This window comes from Microcoleus sp. A6-C6, from assembly GCF_036705955.1.
Lineage (GTDB): Bacteria > Cyanobacteriota > Cyanobacteriia > Cyanobacteriales > Microcoleaceae > Microcoleus.
On sequence record NZ_JAUBVR010000016.1, the window covers coordinates 1 to 14306 of the forward strand.

Annotated in this window: 17 protein-coding genes; 10 read left to right on the forward strand and 7 right to left on the reverse strand. The window is 43.7% G+C overall.

The annotated features are described in order from the left end of the window. The first annotated feature begins 165 nt into the window (after positions 1–165). A complete protein-coding gene (locus tag QUB52_RS09215; RefSeq protein WP_332976160.1) occupies positions 166–534 on the forward strand; it encodes a hypothetical protein in 369 nt (122 codons plus the stop codon). Positions 535–614: 80 nt separating this feature from the next. Here the strand turns inward: QUB52_RS09215 and QUB52_RS09220 are convergent, their stop codons facing one another. The 4 genes from QUB52_RS09220 to QUB52_RS09235 form a co-directional block, all read right to left on the reverse strand. Next, positions 615–1379, reverse strand: a complete 765-nt coding sequence (locus QUB52_RS09220; protein WP_321161633.1) for an ABC transporter ATP-binding protein — start codon at positions 1377–1379, stop codon at positions 615–617. 221 nt (positions 1380–1600) lie between these two features. Next, positions 1601–2308 (reverse strand): Uma2 family endonuclease, encoded by a 708-nt coding sequence (locus tag QUB52_RS09225; protein ID WP_332973668.1) that lies wholly within the window; start codon positions 2306–2308, stop codon positions 1601–1603. A gap of 214 nt (positions 2309–2522) precedes the next feature. Next, a complete protein-coding gene (locus QUB52_RS09230) occupies positions 2523–2813 on the reverse strand; it encodes an HNH endonuclease (RefSeq protein ID WP_332973670.1) in 291 nt (96 codons plus the stop codon). A 7-nt stretch (positions 2814–2820) separates the two neighbouring features. Further along, the gene (locus QUB52_RS09235) at positions 2821–3075 is read right to left on the reverse strand and encodes a hypothetical protein (protein WP_332973671.1); all 255 of its coding nucleotides are present in this window, start codon (positions 3073–3075) and stop codon (positions 2821–2823) included. A 522-nt stretch (positions 3076–3597) separates the two neighbouring features. On the opposite strand from QUB52_RS09235, the gene gor reads away from it, so the two are divergent. From gor to QUB52_RS09275, 8 genes are all read left to right on the forward strand, one after another. Then, positions 3598–4941 (forward strand): glutathione-disulfide reductase, encoded by a 1344-nt coding sequence (gene gor / locus QUB52_RS09240; RefSeq protein ID WP_332973672.1) that lies wholly within the window; start codon positions 3598–3600, stop codon positions 4939–4941. Positions 4942–5186: 245 nt separating this feature from the next. Then, a complete protein-coding gene (locus QUB52_RS09245) occupies positions 5187–5777 on the forward strand; it encodes a sigma-70 family RNA polymerase sigma factor (protein ID WP_265237696.1) in 591 nt (196 codons plus the stop codon). After that, the gene (locus QUB52_RS09250; RefSeq protein WP_332973673.1) at positions 5774–6208 is read left to right on the forward strand and encodes a hypothetical protein; all 435 of its coding nucleotides are present in this window, start codon (positions 5774–5776) and stop codon (positions 6206–6208) included. Before QUB52_RS09245 ends, QUB52_RS09250 begins: the two co-directional genes overlap by 4 nt. A gap of 19 nt (positions 6209–6227) precedes the next feature. Beyond that, positions 6228–6716: a Spy/CpxP family protein refolding chaperone gene (locus QUB52_RS09255; protein ID WP_265237700.1), complete on the forward strand. Its 489-nt coding sequence runs from the start codon at positions 6228–6230 to the stop codon at positions 6714–6716. Between the two features lie 279 nt (positions 6717–6995). Continuing rightward, the gene (locus QUB52_RS09260) at positions 6996–7688 is read left to right on the forward strand and encodes a YqiA/YcfP family alpha/beta fold hydrolase (protein WP_265237702.1); all 693 of its coding nucleotides are present in this window, start codon (positions 6996–6998) and stop codon (positions 7686–7688) included. Positions 7689–7720: 32 nt separating this feature from the next. Continuing rightward, a complete protein-coding gene (locus QUB52_RS09265) occupies positions 7721–8428 on the forward strand; it encodes an ROK family protein (RefSeq protein WP_265237704.1) in 708 nt (235 codons plus the stop codon). 328 nt (positions 8429–8756) lie between these two features. Beyond that, complete coding sequence (locus QUB52_RS09270; RefSeq protein WP_265237706.1) at positions 8757–9950, forward strand: histidinol-phosphate transaminase; 1194 nt, start codon at positions 8757–8759, stop codon at positions 9948–9950. Positions 9951–10003: 53 nt separating this feature from the next. Next, the gene (locus tag QUB52_RS09275) at positions 10004–10399 is read left to right on the forward strand and encodes a VOC family protein (protein WP_265237708.1); all 396 of its coding nucleotides are present in this window, start codon (positions 10004–10006) and stop codon (positions 10397–10399) included. Positions 10400–10429: 30 nt separating this feature from the next. Here the strand turns inward: QUB52_RS09275 and QUB52_RS09280 are convergent, their stop codons facing one another. Then, positions 10430–11008, reverse strand: a complete 579-nt coding sequence (locus QUB52_RS09280) for a hypothetical protein (RefSeq protein WP_265237710.1) — start codon at positions 11006–11008, stop codon at positions 10430–10432. A gap of 58 nt (positions 11009–11066) precedes the next feature. On the opposite strand from QUB52_RS09280, the gene QUB52_RS09285 reads away from it, so the two are divergent. Continuing rightward, entirely contained in the window at positions 11067–11489 is a 423-nt protein-coding gene (locus QUB52_RS09285) for a DUF2358 domain-containing protein (RefSeq protein ID WP_265237749.1), read from the forward strand. On the opposite strand, the gene QUB52_RS09290 is transcribed toward QUB52_RS09285, so the two are convergent. Further along, positions 11482–13134 (reverse strand): mechanosensitive ion channel family protein, encoded by a 1653-nt coding sequence (locus QUB52_RS09290; RefSeq protein WP_265237712.1) that lies wholly within the window; start codon positions 13132–13134, stop codon positions 11482–11484. The two genes, QUB52_RS09285 and QUB52_RS09290, sit on opposite strands and share 8 nt — an antisense overlap. A 7-nt stretch (positions 13135–13141) precedes the next feature. Continuing rightward, positions 13142–14254, reverse strand: a complete 1113-nt coding sequence (locus QUB52_RS09295; RefSeq protein ID WP_265237713.1) for a mechanosensitive ion channel family protein — start codon at positions 14252–14254, stop codon at positions 13142–13144. Between the last annotated feature and the right edge of the window lie 52 nt (positions 14255–14306).

The following is a 14306-nucleotide window of genomic DNA, read 5'->3' on the forward strand; positions in this document are numbered from 1 at the left end:
AATTGAAGGCGGTTGAAACCGCTACCGAGTTCCTCCTCATGTCTAAAGCCAGGGGCTTCCCTCTCGTTTTTTGGTGATATAATGTTTTTTGGTGCTGTAGAGAGTTGTGGCACTTATTTTGCTTGTTATTGTCTGTATTAAGGGTCAGCATTAATGGATTGTGCTTTGAACTTTAAACCCGGTCAAATTGTCAGTTTAGAATGTGGAAATGCGTGCCTGCATTCAGAGGTGATTGAAGTGGTTGAAGCACGTCAAATTTGTTGGGTGCGCCCTCTAATGTTGGTTGGATTGGTATCGGGGAAGGATTTCTCGCAAAAGTGGCCGGAAGAATACACTTTATCGGATTTGCGAGATGGTGCTGATTTGCTTTGGCCGTTGAGTTTGTTTCGGGCGGCGCTGGATACTGAGGTGATTTCGCTGTTGACTCAGTTGCAGTCTCTGGATTCTGATAAGAAGGATAGCGCGATCGCGTCTCGGCAACTTAGAGATTTTGTCGATCGAGTTTGGGCTGCTTTTCCGAGTGCTTTTAATTAGTTATTGGTTATTGGTTATTTGTAACAGGTAACAAATAACCAATAACCAATAACTAATAACTAATAACTAATTACAAAATTTTAAAATACTGCGTGAGAAAGCTCTGCCGGATCGAGATTATTATGAATAACTTCACCGTCGCGGAACCAGACCACGCGGCGAGTTTGACGCGCCACTTCCGGTTCGTGAGTCACCATCACCACAGTCATGCCGCTTTCATTAAATTCTGTAAAAATATCCATTACTTCTTGAGTGGTTTTAGTATCCAATGCACCAGTCGGTTCATCTGCAAGCAACAATACCGGACGGTTGACAATCGCGCGGGCGATGGCTACGCGCTGCTGCTGTCCTCCTGATAGTTGATTCGGTTTATTTTGCAGCCGACTTTGCAGGCCTACTTTCGTTAAAGCGTCTACGCCCCGTTCGCGTCTTTCGGCTGCGGGAATGCCTGCATAAACCATCGGTAACATGACATTTTCTAAGGCTGTTAATTGAGCTAGCAGGTGAAATTGTTGGAAGACAAAACCTAATTTTAAATTGCGAATTCCGGCTAATTCTGCTTCGGGCATTTGGGCGACATCTACGCCGTCTAGGTAGTAACTGCCGCTCGTAGGGCGATCGAGACAGCCGATAATATTCATGGCTGTAGATTTGCCAGAACCCGATGCGCCCATAATTGAGCAATATTCTCCTTGCGTTACCGTCAAACTTACACCATTTAGGGCGCGCACTTCTAGGTCGCCAATGCCGTAAACTTTTGTTACGTCTTGCAGGCCGACGATGACGGGTTTTGAGGTGTCTTGCTGCTGGAGGTCTTGGTGGGTCTGGGTTTGTAGTTCAGGCATTTGTTTTTATGTGCGATCGACACAACGTACTACTAAGTTAACACTTCTGAGAGGTTTTGGCGGGTGGAAGGGCGATCGTTTGGACGCTTATAGGACTTACGCACGGGCGGGTCAGAAACCGGGATTTTTCACGAAAACAATTCGTTATAGCCCGCAAAAACGATAAAAAACCCGGTTTCTTTGGTATTAATGAATAAGTCCTAAATTAAATAATTTATGGCTTAAATGCGATCTGGATCGATGTTCAATTCCCGCATTTTTGCTGCTAAACGTTCGGCTCGCTGACGTTCTTGTTCGGCTTTTTGAGATGCTTGTTCGGATATTTGAGCTGCTTGTTTTCTGCGCTGACGGTTTAATTCTATCTGTTCCACCAATTCTAAATAGGAAATAAACTTTTGTCCATTAGGTTCATAAATTTCTAACCCATCTTCGCCCAACTCAAATCGGATTCCCAATCTCGGACTTACCCATCCCCGCATCTGCTCGATTACTTCTAAGTTTACTTCTTTTCTTTGCCAACCGCTCATTTTTTTTTCATCTTCATCTAGCTCGTAAACGTAATATTCGTCAACTCCATAGCGATTGTAAAATAAAAATTTATCGTCCATTTTTGTTTGACTGTCTTTGTAAGAGCGAATCTCAAACACGAATTGAGGAGCAATATCATCTTCGCGAAATTGTAGATAGGAAAGTCTGTCACCTTTGGGTCTGCCAAAGATTACCATTGTATCCGGTGCTTGAAAGATGTCATTTCTTCCCTCAACCGGATACCACAGTAAATCTGCTGCTACAAATACGTTTGGATCTTTTTTAAACAGCGACTCGCAACCCTGTTGAATTTTGACCATTAAATCAAATTGAGTTGTGCTATCTGCCATTGGTTGACCGTCGCTGGATGGATAAATAATTTGTTCGGTCGTGACTTGCATAGTGGGTGTCTCCGAGAACTATCCGATCTTAATTATACTATTATTGGGTGATGTTTCTTGATTTACTGGGTCATCCGTTGTTGCGCGGCTGGTGACGGATATGCACCAAATTCTATGAACATCTGTCGCTCTCTAATCCGCTCATTATGATTAAATTCTAGGATTCGTGCTGTCACTTCTCCAATATCTGTTTTTGGTTGAATTGCAGCTTCATCTAAGCGAAAATGTTCTCCCAAAAATCTCTGCGCGGGTTGAAAAAACGCACCAATTCTCCAGTGCGCCAAACAATTGATCCTAAATCTGTTCCTTTCTGGAGGTTGCAGAAAATACAAGCATAGGCGAGGTTATCGGCTGTTGTTTCTCCACCATGTTTGACGCTGATGATATGATCGACTTGACAGCCTGATGCTCTGTTTGTCTCTGCAATTAGGCAGTATTCGCAAATGCGATCGGCACGGAGAGCAACTAAACGCCTAAGTTCGGCATTAATGTAAGGACGAGGCATAAAAAACTTACTCTGTGACGACGTGTTTGTGAGCGACTGCTTTGATAAGAGTTATCAGATGTTCTAGGATTAGATAGTTGTCTAATTCGGTTTTTTCATCGGTGGTTAAACCTTCGTTATTGTGTGCGTAAATTAGGTCGGCGATATGCTCTTTTGCTTCTTCGGATAGTTGAAAGTTGAGAATGCTTTCGGGAGTAGCGCCAGCAGCAAAAAACTCAACTATTTCTGCATAAGCTTGGGGGAGCTTAGTGGCTACAGTCATAACTTGTTTCTCCTTTTTTTGTTTATATCACAGCTTGTCTAGTTATGCCAATTGTTCCTCGGCAAATTTGCGGACTTTTTCATCTGGAGCGTTGACAAATCGATCGCGAAGTGTTTCTAATATTTTTGGGCGGGGTATTGCTCGATCGTTATTTTAATTGCTGTGTGCCTGCGCGGGTCATCCTCTGATCGGTCATACTTGTATTCAAATGTTGTGTTGGGTTTCGCCCCCTGTCAACCGAACTTACTTTCTTTTAGCAATTTAGTTATTTTCTGTTCGGCCGCCGCCCAAAAATAGTTACATTTTTATATGTTTTTTGCGCCTTGCTTGTGCTATACTCAAATAATGGAAGTGTGAGCAATTTAAAAATTAACAGACAGATTTCTATTATTTAATAATACCATGTCAAGCGGAAGAAGTAAAGTAGTTGACCCCCCAAAAAAAACAAAAAATTTTTGAGATATCATTAAGAAAAGTAAAGCGTAAAATTGGTAAAATTGAGATAGGAAACTAACGAGAATTATGACATACGACTACGACTTGTTTGTGATAGGTGCGGGCTCCGGCGGATTGGCTAGTTCCAAGCGGGCGGCATCCTACGGGGCGAAAGTGGCGATCGCCGAAAATGACTTGGTAGGCGGCACCTGCGTAATTCGCGGCTGTGTCCCCAAAAAACTGATGGTTTACGCCTCTACATTTTCGCACCTTTACGAAGATGCGATCGGCTACGGTTGGAGTCCAGTAGAAAGCAGTTTCGATTGGGAAAAACTCGTCACCAGCGTAGACACAGAAGTGCGGCGGCTGAGTAAACTGCACATCAGCTTCCTTGAAAAAGCCGGAGTGGAATTAATCTCAGGATACGCCAAATTTATCGACGCCCACACCGTCGAAGTTGGTGATAAAAAATACACCGCTGCTAAAATCTTAATTGCAGTCGGTGGCGAAGCTCACAGAATCGACATTCCTGGCATCGAACACGCCATTACTTCCCGCGAAATCTTCTTGATAAAAGAGCAGCCGAAACGGTTGGCAATTTTGGGAGGAGGTTACATCGGCGTTGAATTTGCCTGCATTATGAACGGTTTGGGAAGTCAAGTAACTCAAATCATCCGGCGCGATTTAATTTTGAACGACTTTGATGGAGAACTTCGCGCCAACGTGCAGGAAGGAATGGTTAAGCACGGGATCAATTTTGTGACGGGAAACTCGATCGCCCAAATTGAAAAAACCCCGGAAGGCTTAAAATTAACTTTGTCGGGAGAATCCGAAGAAACCTTGACAGTTGATGCGCTTTTGTGCGCTACTGGACGCTGGCCCAACTTGGAAAAATTGGGTTTGGAAAATGCGGGAGTTGAAACCGAAAAAGGTGCGATCGTAGTTACGAAAGACAGCCGCACCAGTCAACCGCACATTTTTGCCGTCGGAGATTGCACCAACCGGATTAATTTAACGCCAATTGCGATCGCCGAAGGACGCGCTTTTGCCGATACGGAATTTGGCAACAATCCGAGAGCAATTAGTTATGAAAATGTCGCATCAGCCGTATTTTCCCAGCCGGAAGCTGCTACAGTCGGTTTAACCGAAGAGCAAGCGAAAGCTAAATTTGGCGACTCTATTAAGTGCTACACAGCCAAGTTTCGACCGATGTTTCACTCTTTGACAGGTGCAGATGAAAAGATTTTTGTCAAGTTAGTTGTTGAAACTAATACTGACAGAGTTTTGGGCGTACACATGGTGGGGAAAGACGCGGGCGAGATTATTCAAGGAATGGCGATCGCTGTTAATATGGGAGCGACGAAGAAAGATTTCGACGTGACTATTGGCATTCACCCATCGACTGCTGAAGAGTTTGTGACTCTGCGGTAAAGAAAAGACGGCGGTTGAAACCGCGTCTACACAAACAATGTCCGCCTCCGCGGACTGAAGACGATCTTCAACCCGCGCACCATCCGGGTTTTGTCTGTATAGGCGCGGTTTCAACCGTACGTCCGATCTACCTGTCTGATCTACCTGCCACCTCATTAAAAAAGAATTTTAAATAATTTGAACCTTTTTCGAGATCGTCCTGTCTAAAGCCTTCAGATAACGAACAGGTGGGGGAGACTTCACAGGTGTTAGGTGTGCCAGCCAATGTTTTAACCGATGATTGTTCCGACTCCGACTTAGTTGATAAATGCTTAAAGGGCGATCGTACTTCCTTTCGATACCTTTACCAACGCTACCAACACAAAGTCAGGTCAACCCTTTACCAACTTTGTGGCCCGTCACTGCTAGACGATTTAGCACAAGAAGTATTCCTGCGGGTTTGGAAAGGATTACCCAAACTCAAGCAACAGGAAAATTTTGCTACTTGGCTTTATCGAATTACATGGAATGTGGCTTCCGACCAAAGACAAGCATTTGCTAAACAGCATTCTTTTGACTCCAAGCTCAAAAATCAAGAAACAATGGATCGAGTTATTGTCAACAATCACCGCTCCGACTTGATGCAGTTACACTATCAAGATTTAGTGCAGCAGGGACTGGAGCAACTGAGCTTTGAACACCGCAGCGTTTTGGTGTTGCACGACCTAGAAGATATCCCGCAAAAAGAAGTATCCCAAATTTTGGGACTGCCATCAGGGACTGTCAAATCTCGCGTGTTTTATGCCAGAAATGCTATGCGGCAATTTTTGCAAAAACAGGGAGTTCACGAACTATGAAGGACGGAAATAGTGACGAAAAATTAGTTAATTTTTTAAAGCAATATCGCCCAGATGTTCCGGAATCTGCCCCAGATTTTGAGCTAAAACTTTTAGCAGCAATAGACAGGAATGAGGCGACGGTAGAGTTAAATCATCTAGGAGAAGCGCGAGCGAGCGAGACTACTAAAAAGTCAAAAATCCTCCGTTTTCCCAAATGGGCTTTTCCTACTGCGATCGCTGCAAGTCTGCTAGTTTTTGGATCGGGTTATCGCGTCTTAGTTACCGCACAACATCAGAAGGATGAGGCGGCACACCTAGAAGCATTTCTGGTCAATAACTGGGAGGCTGTATTGAAGGAGCCTTCAGCGGACAACTTGCTGGAACGCTCGCCAACTGACTTGTTTAATTACGCTGTCACCCCTGACAGCGAACAGCCAACAAATAACTAATCTCAAAGAGGTAATTTTCATGTCTATTCGCCGAATTTCTGCCCTAGCAGTTTTAATGTTAACCCTCGGCACTACAGCCGCTGCGACAGCCGTTTCTGCCCCCGCCAAAGCAGAAACAATTGCCCAAAACCAGCCTCCCAATCGACCCGCTGGCAAGAAAGGCGGGCTGTTCGAGCAACTCAATTTAAGCGCTGACCAAAAGCAGAAAATGCAGGCTGTGCGCGATCGCTACAAAGACCAAGTTTCCCAGCGAATGCAAGCCGTCCGCCAAGCCAGACAAGAATTGGAAACAATGATGTCTAGTGCGACATCAAATGCCAGCCAAATGCGCGATAAAAACCGTCAAATCATGGGATTGAGACAGCAGTTAGAAGAAGCGCAATTTGAAAGTATGCTAGGAATGCGAGAAGTGCTCACCCCCGAACAGCGCAGCCAACTATCTCAAATGATGCAGCAGCGCAGGGAAGCTGCTAAAACCCGGAGGCAAAACAGCCAAAAACCGCAGTAAAATACAAGTAATTTTGAGTTAATCCTAGGGTGTGCATTGCACACCTTAATAATCCTCCTGTACGCACTGGACACCTTACTAATTAAGTTAATTGTAGGGTGGGCACTGCACACAGGAGGATTGGCTGTAAGCAGCTAGAGATCAATAGGACTTAGGCGAAAAGTGGTTTGACGCGCTAGCTATAGCGACCGGTGCGCGGTGCACACCCTACAAAAGAATTGCGTACCTTACTAATTTAAGTTAAAATAATTAGTTGGTAAATTTCATAAAATTTTCTGGATGAATCTACAAAACGATTCAACTTACATTTATTTACACGGATTTGCTTCAAGTCCAGATTCAGCTAAGGCTAAATATTTCCGATCGCACTTTTCTTCCCTAGGAATCGATCTCAAAACTCCCGATCTCAATCAAAACGATTTTTCCAGCCTCACCCTCACCCGCCAATTAAACCAAATAGAAACAGAATTTTGGCAAACCCAATCCTCCCCATCTCCGGCAGAAAATGTAAATAATCCAGGGGGAGTTACAATCATTGGGTCAAGTTTTGGCGGCTTGACAGCGGCTTGGTTGGCCCAGCGACAATTATCGGTAAAACGAATAGTTTTGTTAGCGCCGGCTTTTCAATTTCTCTCTCACTGGCTGCCGCTGTTGGGACAGCAAAAGTTAGAAAAGTGGCAGTCCGACGAGTATTTACCAGTTTATCATTATGGCGAACAGCGCTATCTGCCGCTAAATTATCAGTTTGTGGCAGATATGGCTCAATACCCTGAAGAAAAATTAATGCGGTCAGTCCCTACGTTAATTCTTCACGGCAAGCATGATACAATCATACCGATTCAAGCTAGCAGAAGTTTTGCCGCTGACCGTCCCTGGGTGCAATTAATCGAATTAGAAGACGATCATTCTTTGGGAAATGTCCTAGGGGAAATTTGGGAAGCGATGCAAAAGTTTTGCCAATTCAAAAATTAAAATTTGACCAACTTGCAAGTCTCAACAATCAAATGACTGAACAAGATTCATCGACTCGCACCTTAGCCGTTGACATTGGCGGAAGCGGCATCAAAGTTATGGTTTTGGACGCTGAAGGTGAACCTCTGACGGAACGCAGCCGTTTAGAAACGCCTCAACCGCCGAAACCGGAACCGGTACTAGAGGCGATCGCCTCTTTAGCCAGCGCACAAGGCGAATTTGACCGAGTATCCCTGGGTTTTCCCGGCGTTGTGCGTCACGGTGTCATCAAAACCGCAGTAAATTTAGATCCGTCTTGGATAGATTTTGACCTAGCAACTACCCTCAAAGATCGCTTGGGAAAACCTGTGCGAGTGGCGAATGATGCCGATATTCAAGGATTGGGATCGATCGCTGGGACGGGGGTAGAATTAGTAATTACCCTCGGCACCGGTTTCGGTTCTTCCTTATTTGTCGATGGTATTTTGGTGCCAAATCTAGAATTAGGACATCACCCGTTTCGCAAAGGGGAAACTTACGAACAGCAATTAGGGCGATCGGCATTAGATGCAATCGGCGCGAAAAGATGGAATCGCCGTCTGGAAAAAGCCCTCGTGTCTTTGCAAAATCTCTTTAATTACGATCGCCTTTATATCGGCGGTGGCAATACAAAAAAGATTGTTGTACAGTTACCATCACTGGTTAACATAGTGCCGAATGTGAGCGGTTTGTTGGGCGGCATCGCTTTGTGGCGCGATTAACATAGTCATTAGTCATTGGTCATTGGTCATTGGTCATTAGTCATTAGTCATTAGTCATTAGTCATTAGTCATTAGTCATTAGTCATTAGTCATTAGTCATTAGTCATCAGTTATTTATAGCGGTTCTCGAAAAAGTGAGGTATGCCCTATGCCCTATGCCCTATGCCCTATGCCGTTCGCGTACCTCATCTTTCTGAAAAAGGCTATATTTATTTGTGAGAATGAAGAGTTTACCAACTAGATATTAGAGACTAATGACTAATAACCCTAATAGTGTCAAACTAAATCGTAATTAGACAATCTACAATCTCAGACCCGAAATCATACTATGCTGCCTTTTATCCGCCAAGACTTAGCCGAACTTACCGCCTACACTCCCCATCCGGGCGGCGCATCAACAGAATCGGCGCACTCCGAAAGTGTAATCGATCGCCTAGACACCAACGAATGCCCCTACGACTTACCAGAAGAATTAAAACAAAAGCTAGCTTGGACTTACCAGCAGTTAATTGAAACAAATCGCTATCCCGACGGAGGCCACGCAGCACTCAAACAGGCGATCGCCCAATACGTCAACGAATCATCTCAAAATATCTGCCCAGAGGGCGTTACACAGCCAAAAACCGCCATTACAGCCGACAATATTTCTGTCGGCAACGGTTCCGACGAACTAATTCGATCGCTCTTAATTGCAACCTGTCTGGGTGGCCAAGGCTCAATTTTAGTCGCCAATCCCACCTTTTCGATGTATGGAATTATCGCCCAAACCCTCGGCATTCCCGTTGTCAGTGTTGCCCGACAAGAGGATAATTTTGAAATTGATATTGAGGCGGCAAAAAGAGCGATCCTCTCCGAGGGCTGCGCTAACGACCAAAATCAAAATCCCCCCGTGCGCGTCGTCTTTGTCGTCCATCCCAATTCCCCCACCGCCAATGCTTTAACAACCAATGAAATAGAATGGTTGTCAAGTTTGCCCGAAGATATTTTAGTAGTAATTGACGAAGCCTATTTTGAATTCAGTCAAAATACTTTAGCAGACAGATTGCACCAACACTCGAATTGGATAATTTTGCGAACATTTTCCAAAGCATTTCGACTAGCATCAATGAGAGTCGGATATGCGATCGCCCATCCCGAACTCACAGCCACCTTAGAAAAAATCCGCCTCCCCTACAACCTTCCCACTTTCTCGCAAACCGCGGCCGAGTTTGCCCTAGCGCAGCGGCAGTTATTGCTAGCAGTAATTCCCGAAATCATTGCAGAAAGAGCCAAATTAATTGCAGCCCTAACTCAGTATCAAAAATTGCAAGTTTGGCCAAGTGCGGCGAACTTCGTTTATCTGCGGGTTAAATCGGTTGAGGGCGAATCGGCAGAAAAGGCACACCAACAAATCATGCAGCAGCTAAAAGCTAGAGGTACTTTGATTCGGCACACAGGCGGAGGTTTGCGAATTACGGTAGGGAGTCCCGATGAAAATCAGCGAACTTGCGATCGCATTGCAGAAATTTTTGACAACTCATAATATTCGGTATCCAGTTTTTGCTTAACACAAAAATAACTTTGGAGAAGATATATATGCTTAAAGGAAAGGTTTTACGGGTTGCTCGTCCAACTGATTGCCTTGATCAAGTTGTTCATTTCTACACAGAGGGTTTAGGGCTGCAAATCCTCGATAGTTTTGAAAACCATGAAGGTTTTGACGGAGTAATGGTTGGGATGCCAGGAGAAAGCCACCACCTTGAATTCATCCATCAACGGGGACATATTGTAGGTGGCGCTCCAACTCAAGACAATATTATTGTCTTTTACCTTCCTAACCAACAAGAATGGCAGCAGGCTGTTGAGCGAATGAAAGCAATTGGATTTGAGCCTGTAAACTCATACAACCCCTACTGGGACAAAAATGGAGTGACTTTTGAAGACCCAGATGGCTATCGAGTCGTTTTGCAAAATGCCGAGTGGAGCTTGTAGCAGCGCGCCGCATCAGGTATGTACACCAATTTATAACTCATCATTTCCTTGTCTGGCCGCGCGAATAGTTTGGGGAAATACGCCTACTAAAAGTGCCAAAGCTTCATCGGGAATTTGTGCCACTGTTTCCCCATCAAAATATTGTTCAAACTGAGTTAAAATCATTTGTGCCCGTTCCAAAGCTACAGGCTTTGCCGTTAACTGTTCCGTTAACCGCACCCAATGCCGCCGAATTTCAAAAGCTTTCTGTTTTTCTTCGGGAGATTGAGGACAAACCAAACAAAAATCCCCCACCGGAATCGCCCGCACAGAATCAACATCAAAAGCACCGCCAACCGCAGCCCCCGGCCCGGCAAACTCTGCGTGAAAGCGTTTAATCAAAATTAGACCGTTCCGGCGACGGCTATCTACCATCAACAGCTTGCCGCTGTTGATTTCTGCGAGAATGTCAGAGGAGTGGGGGTGTTCATTCAAATCTGTGCCAAGGTTTCGATGTCCCAAGTCCGGGTCAGCAGAAAGGTGGGCTCGGACAATACCGCTAGAGTTAAAATCAGAACTGGATGAAATCTCAAATCTGCGATACTCCAGCGATCGATCGAGATTATTCATTTAAACTTATAAATTAATACTGTCACAAGGTGGTAGCTTGAGCGCGATCGAATATCAAATGCAGGTAGAACAAGTAGTAGACACCCTGAAAGCGGATCTCCCGACGCTGTTTGAGAAAGACATCTCCTACGACATCTACACAAAAGCCATCTATTTTCAAGATCCAGTCAACAAATTTAAAGGAAAAATCAACTACCGCATTATCTTTTGGACTTTGCGATTTCACGGCCAGCTATTTTTTAACGAGATTTACTTCGACCTCCACGACGTAAGCCAGACAGCCCCTGATACTATTGTGGCAAATTGGACTGTGCACGGGACACTGCGCGTACCCTGGAAAGCTCAGATTTTCTTTAACGGCTACTCTACCTACAAAATGGATGAGGACGGCTTAATTTACCAACATATCGACACTTGGGACAGAAATCCCGGAGAAATTTTAAAGCAGTTTTTCCGTAAGGGCAGCGTTGTCTTCAAATAGTAGCAGGGGACTGCACATAAACCGTAGGATTTTCCATCGTAAACACAATACCGTGGACTGCAAGAGATTTAGCAATTTCAGCACTTGCTAACTCTAGTAGGCGTTTACGCACCTCGATCGCATTATCCTGAGAGCCTAAAATTGCCAAACTCACCCTTAATCTTTTTCCCGATCCATCGGCGAGAGCAATATTTGTGCTGTTAGGATCGATTCCTGATAAAAAAGCAATTTTTTCCATGATAGCTTGCTGCACTAGGGCATATTCTCGTTCTCCTAAAGCACTTGCAAAGTCCATATACAGTAACACCATAATTTTTTTGGCAAGAGTAACGTTTTCAATTTCTACACTGACTAAGATAGAGTTGGGCATCACAATAATTGTACCCGTACCGAGGGAACGAATTTTTGTCGATCGCAAGCCAATACTTTCTACTTTCCCCAAATCTCCAGCGGGTAGACGGATATAGTCACCAGTAACAAAAGGGCGATCTAAATACAATACTAAAGTAGCAATGAGTTGTTCAAGAATTTTTTGGGCAGCAAAGGCGACGGCTAAACCAACTAACCCCAAACTAGCAACCAAACCAATCAAGTCAAAGTTTACGCTGCGGGCAAATGCCACCAGTGCTACAATAAAGATAAAGACATTAAACACAGTCTCAAATACTAAAATTGCATCATCGCTACTGGGATTAAATTTCCCCCCAAACTTCAATCCATAGGTACGCAGGTAGCGGCTAGTAAGTTTTGTGGATAACCAATACAAACAGCCAACTACAAATAAATTAGCAATCGGTTTGAGCAGCCCATACACAACTGGTACTAATGTTTCCAGTAAGTTCAGAGACCAACTGATACAAATACAGAGGACTGAAAATTGCACAAGGCGATCGCTCGGTTGAACAATTTCCAGATAAATATTTTCTGCTGATTGGATATCTAGCTTTTTGATGGCAAATCTCAGTAAGGCTGGAGCGTATTGACTAAATACAAAAGACCCTCCTAATGCTCCTAAAAATATCAGCCACTGGGGCTGAGAAAATGGGGAAACAATCTGATAACGAATACTTCGCAATACCGGGAACCATTCCGAACTCACTAGGACGATCGCTAACCAGGCCAAACCAAAAAAAACCTTTGTAAAAATACCAGTTTCCCACTTAGCTATTTTGGCGACAATTACCAACAAAAAGCGCAATATTATAATAATTCCTATGCCAATTAAAATCCATAAACTTCGCTGTAAAATGTATTGTGAAGTTCGTTCTTTTTTAGCCTTAGCGACCGCCTTTTCTAGAATATTTTCCCATTCCTTAGCTTGTTGAGACAAAGAAAAGTTTGGTAAAACATCGTTGGCTGTAACTGTCAACAGGTAATTCTTGTTTAAAGAAATTGAGGTAGCGCTTGTATTAGGATCGTTACGCACATCGAAATTTATGACTTTATCATTAGAGATCGCATCAGCCAGTAAATTATTGGCAAATTCGGTACGATCTAATGCTGAAAACCGATCGACAGGTTGCAAATAAAATAGCGGAATGCCATCAACTACTACAGGAGAATGAGGGCCGTCAGCACTTAGAGAAAAACTCATCGGAAAAGTCGCCAAAAACAAAGCCATTACAAATAAGAAGATTAGCTTCATTGGTCGCTTAAATAGGAATTGGAGCATCCACATAAATCGTTGGTTGGTTAATGGTAAAAGAAATATGATGTTTTTGGAGTTGTTTGGTGATTTGTTGGGTAGTTAGATCCAGCAATTGCCGCCTCAAGTCCATAGATAATTCATTAGAACCCAAAATGAAAAAAGAAATTTGGGCTTGGTTGTTACTGAAAGAAACCTCCGTGCTGCGCCAGTCTAAACCAAAAATGTCCATCGTGCTCTCCATCACGGTTTGGCGGATTAGTGCTTGCTCCTGAGCAGATACCTGTTCGGGAAACTCTAGCATCATAATCGACATGACTTTCTTGGCGCTTGTATAGTTCTCTATGGTAACTTCTGTCAGGTAATTATTAGGAATAACTGTGAGAGTACCTTTACCAGAGGTACGAATTTTTGTTGACCTTAAACCAATACTTTCTACTCGTCCAAAAGTGCCTTGTTTGCCCATAGGCCCGTCGGATAAACCAATATAGTCTCCAACTTGAAAAGGGCGATCGAGAGTTAATACAATTCCTCCTAAAAATTGTTCTAAAGTTTTCTGAGCAGCAAAGGCAATAGCAACACCTCCAATCCCCAAGCTAGCAAGTATGCCTCCAACATTGATATTATGGCTAATGCAAAAGACTAAAATTATTATTACAGCGATCGCAAAATCTCCCAGATAGCGAATTAAAAAGATAGACTCGCCTCTTACTTTAGGGTTGGAGTCAAAGGTTGCGCCTAAAATTGTGCTATTAAAAACTTCTCGAAATAAACTTGACACTAGCCAACCGGCAGAGAAAGTGATGCCGGCACTAAAACAAAACTCCATCAATTTTAGCCATTGAGTGTGAGGGATTACAACTAACATGACTTCCATCGCCGACAGAGTTAATAATATTAAAATTAGGTTTCTAGATGCAAGCAATACACCAATATAAGTTTTTGTCAATAAGCTTGGGGCAAACCAAGCTAATATTAATCTCAAGGTTGGGATCGCTATCATTCCAGCTAATCCCCCAATCCCTCCGGCTAGAAAAATCAGGATAACTTGCAAAAAGCGATCGCCATTATTTAAAGGCAGTTGTGCGAACATAAATAGCGCATTAATTGTTGTTGTCATGGTCAAACTAACTGTATTATAATAAATAGTTGACAGTTGACAGTTGACAGTT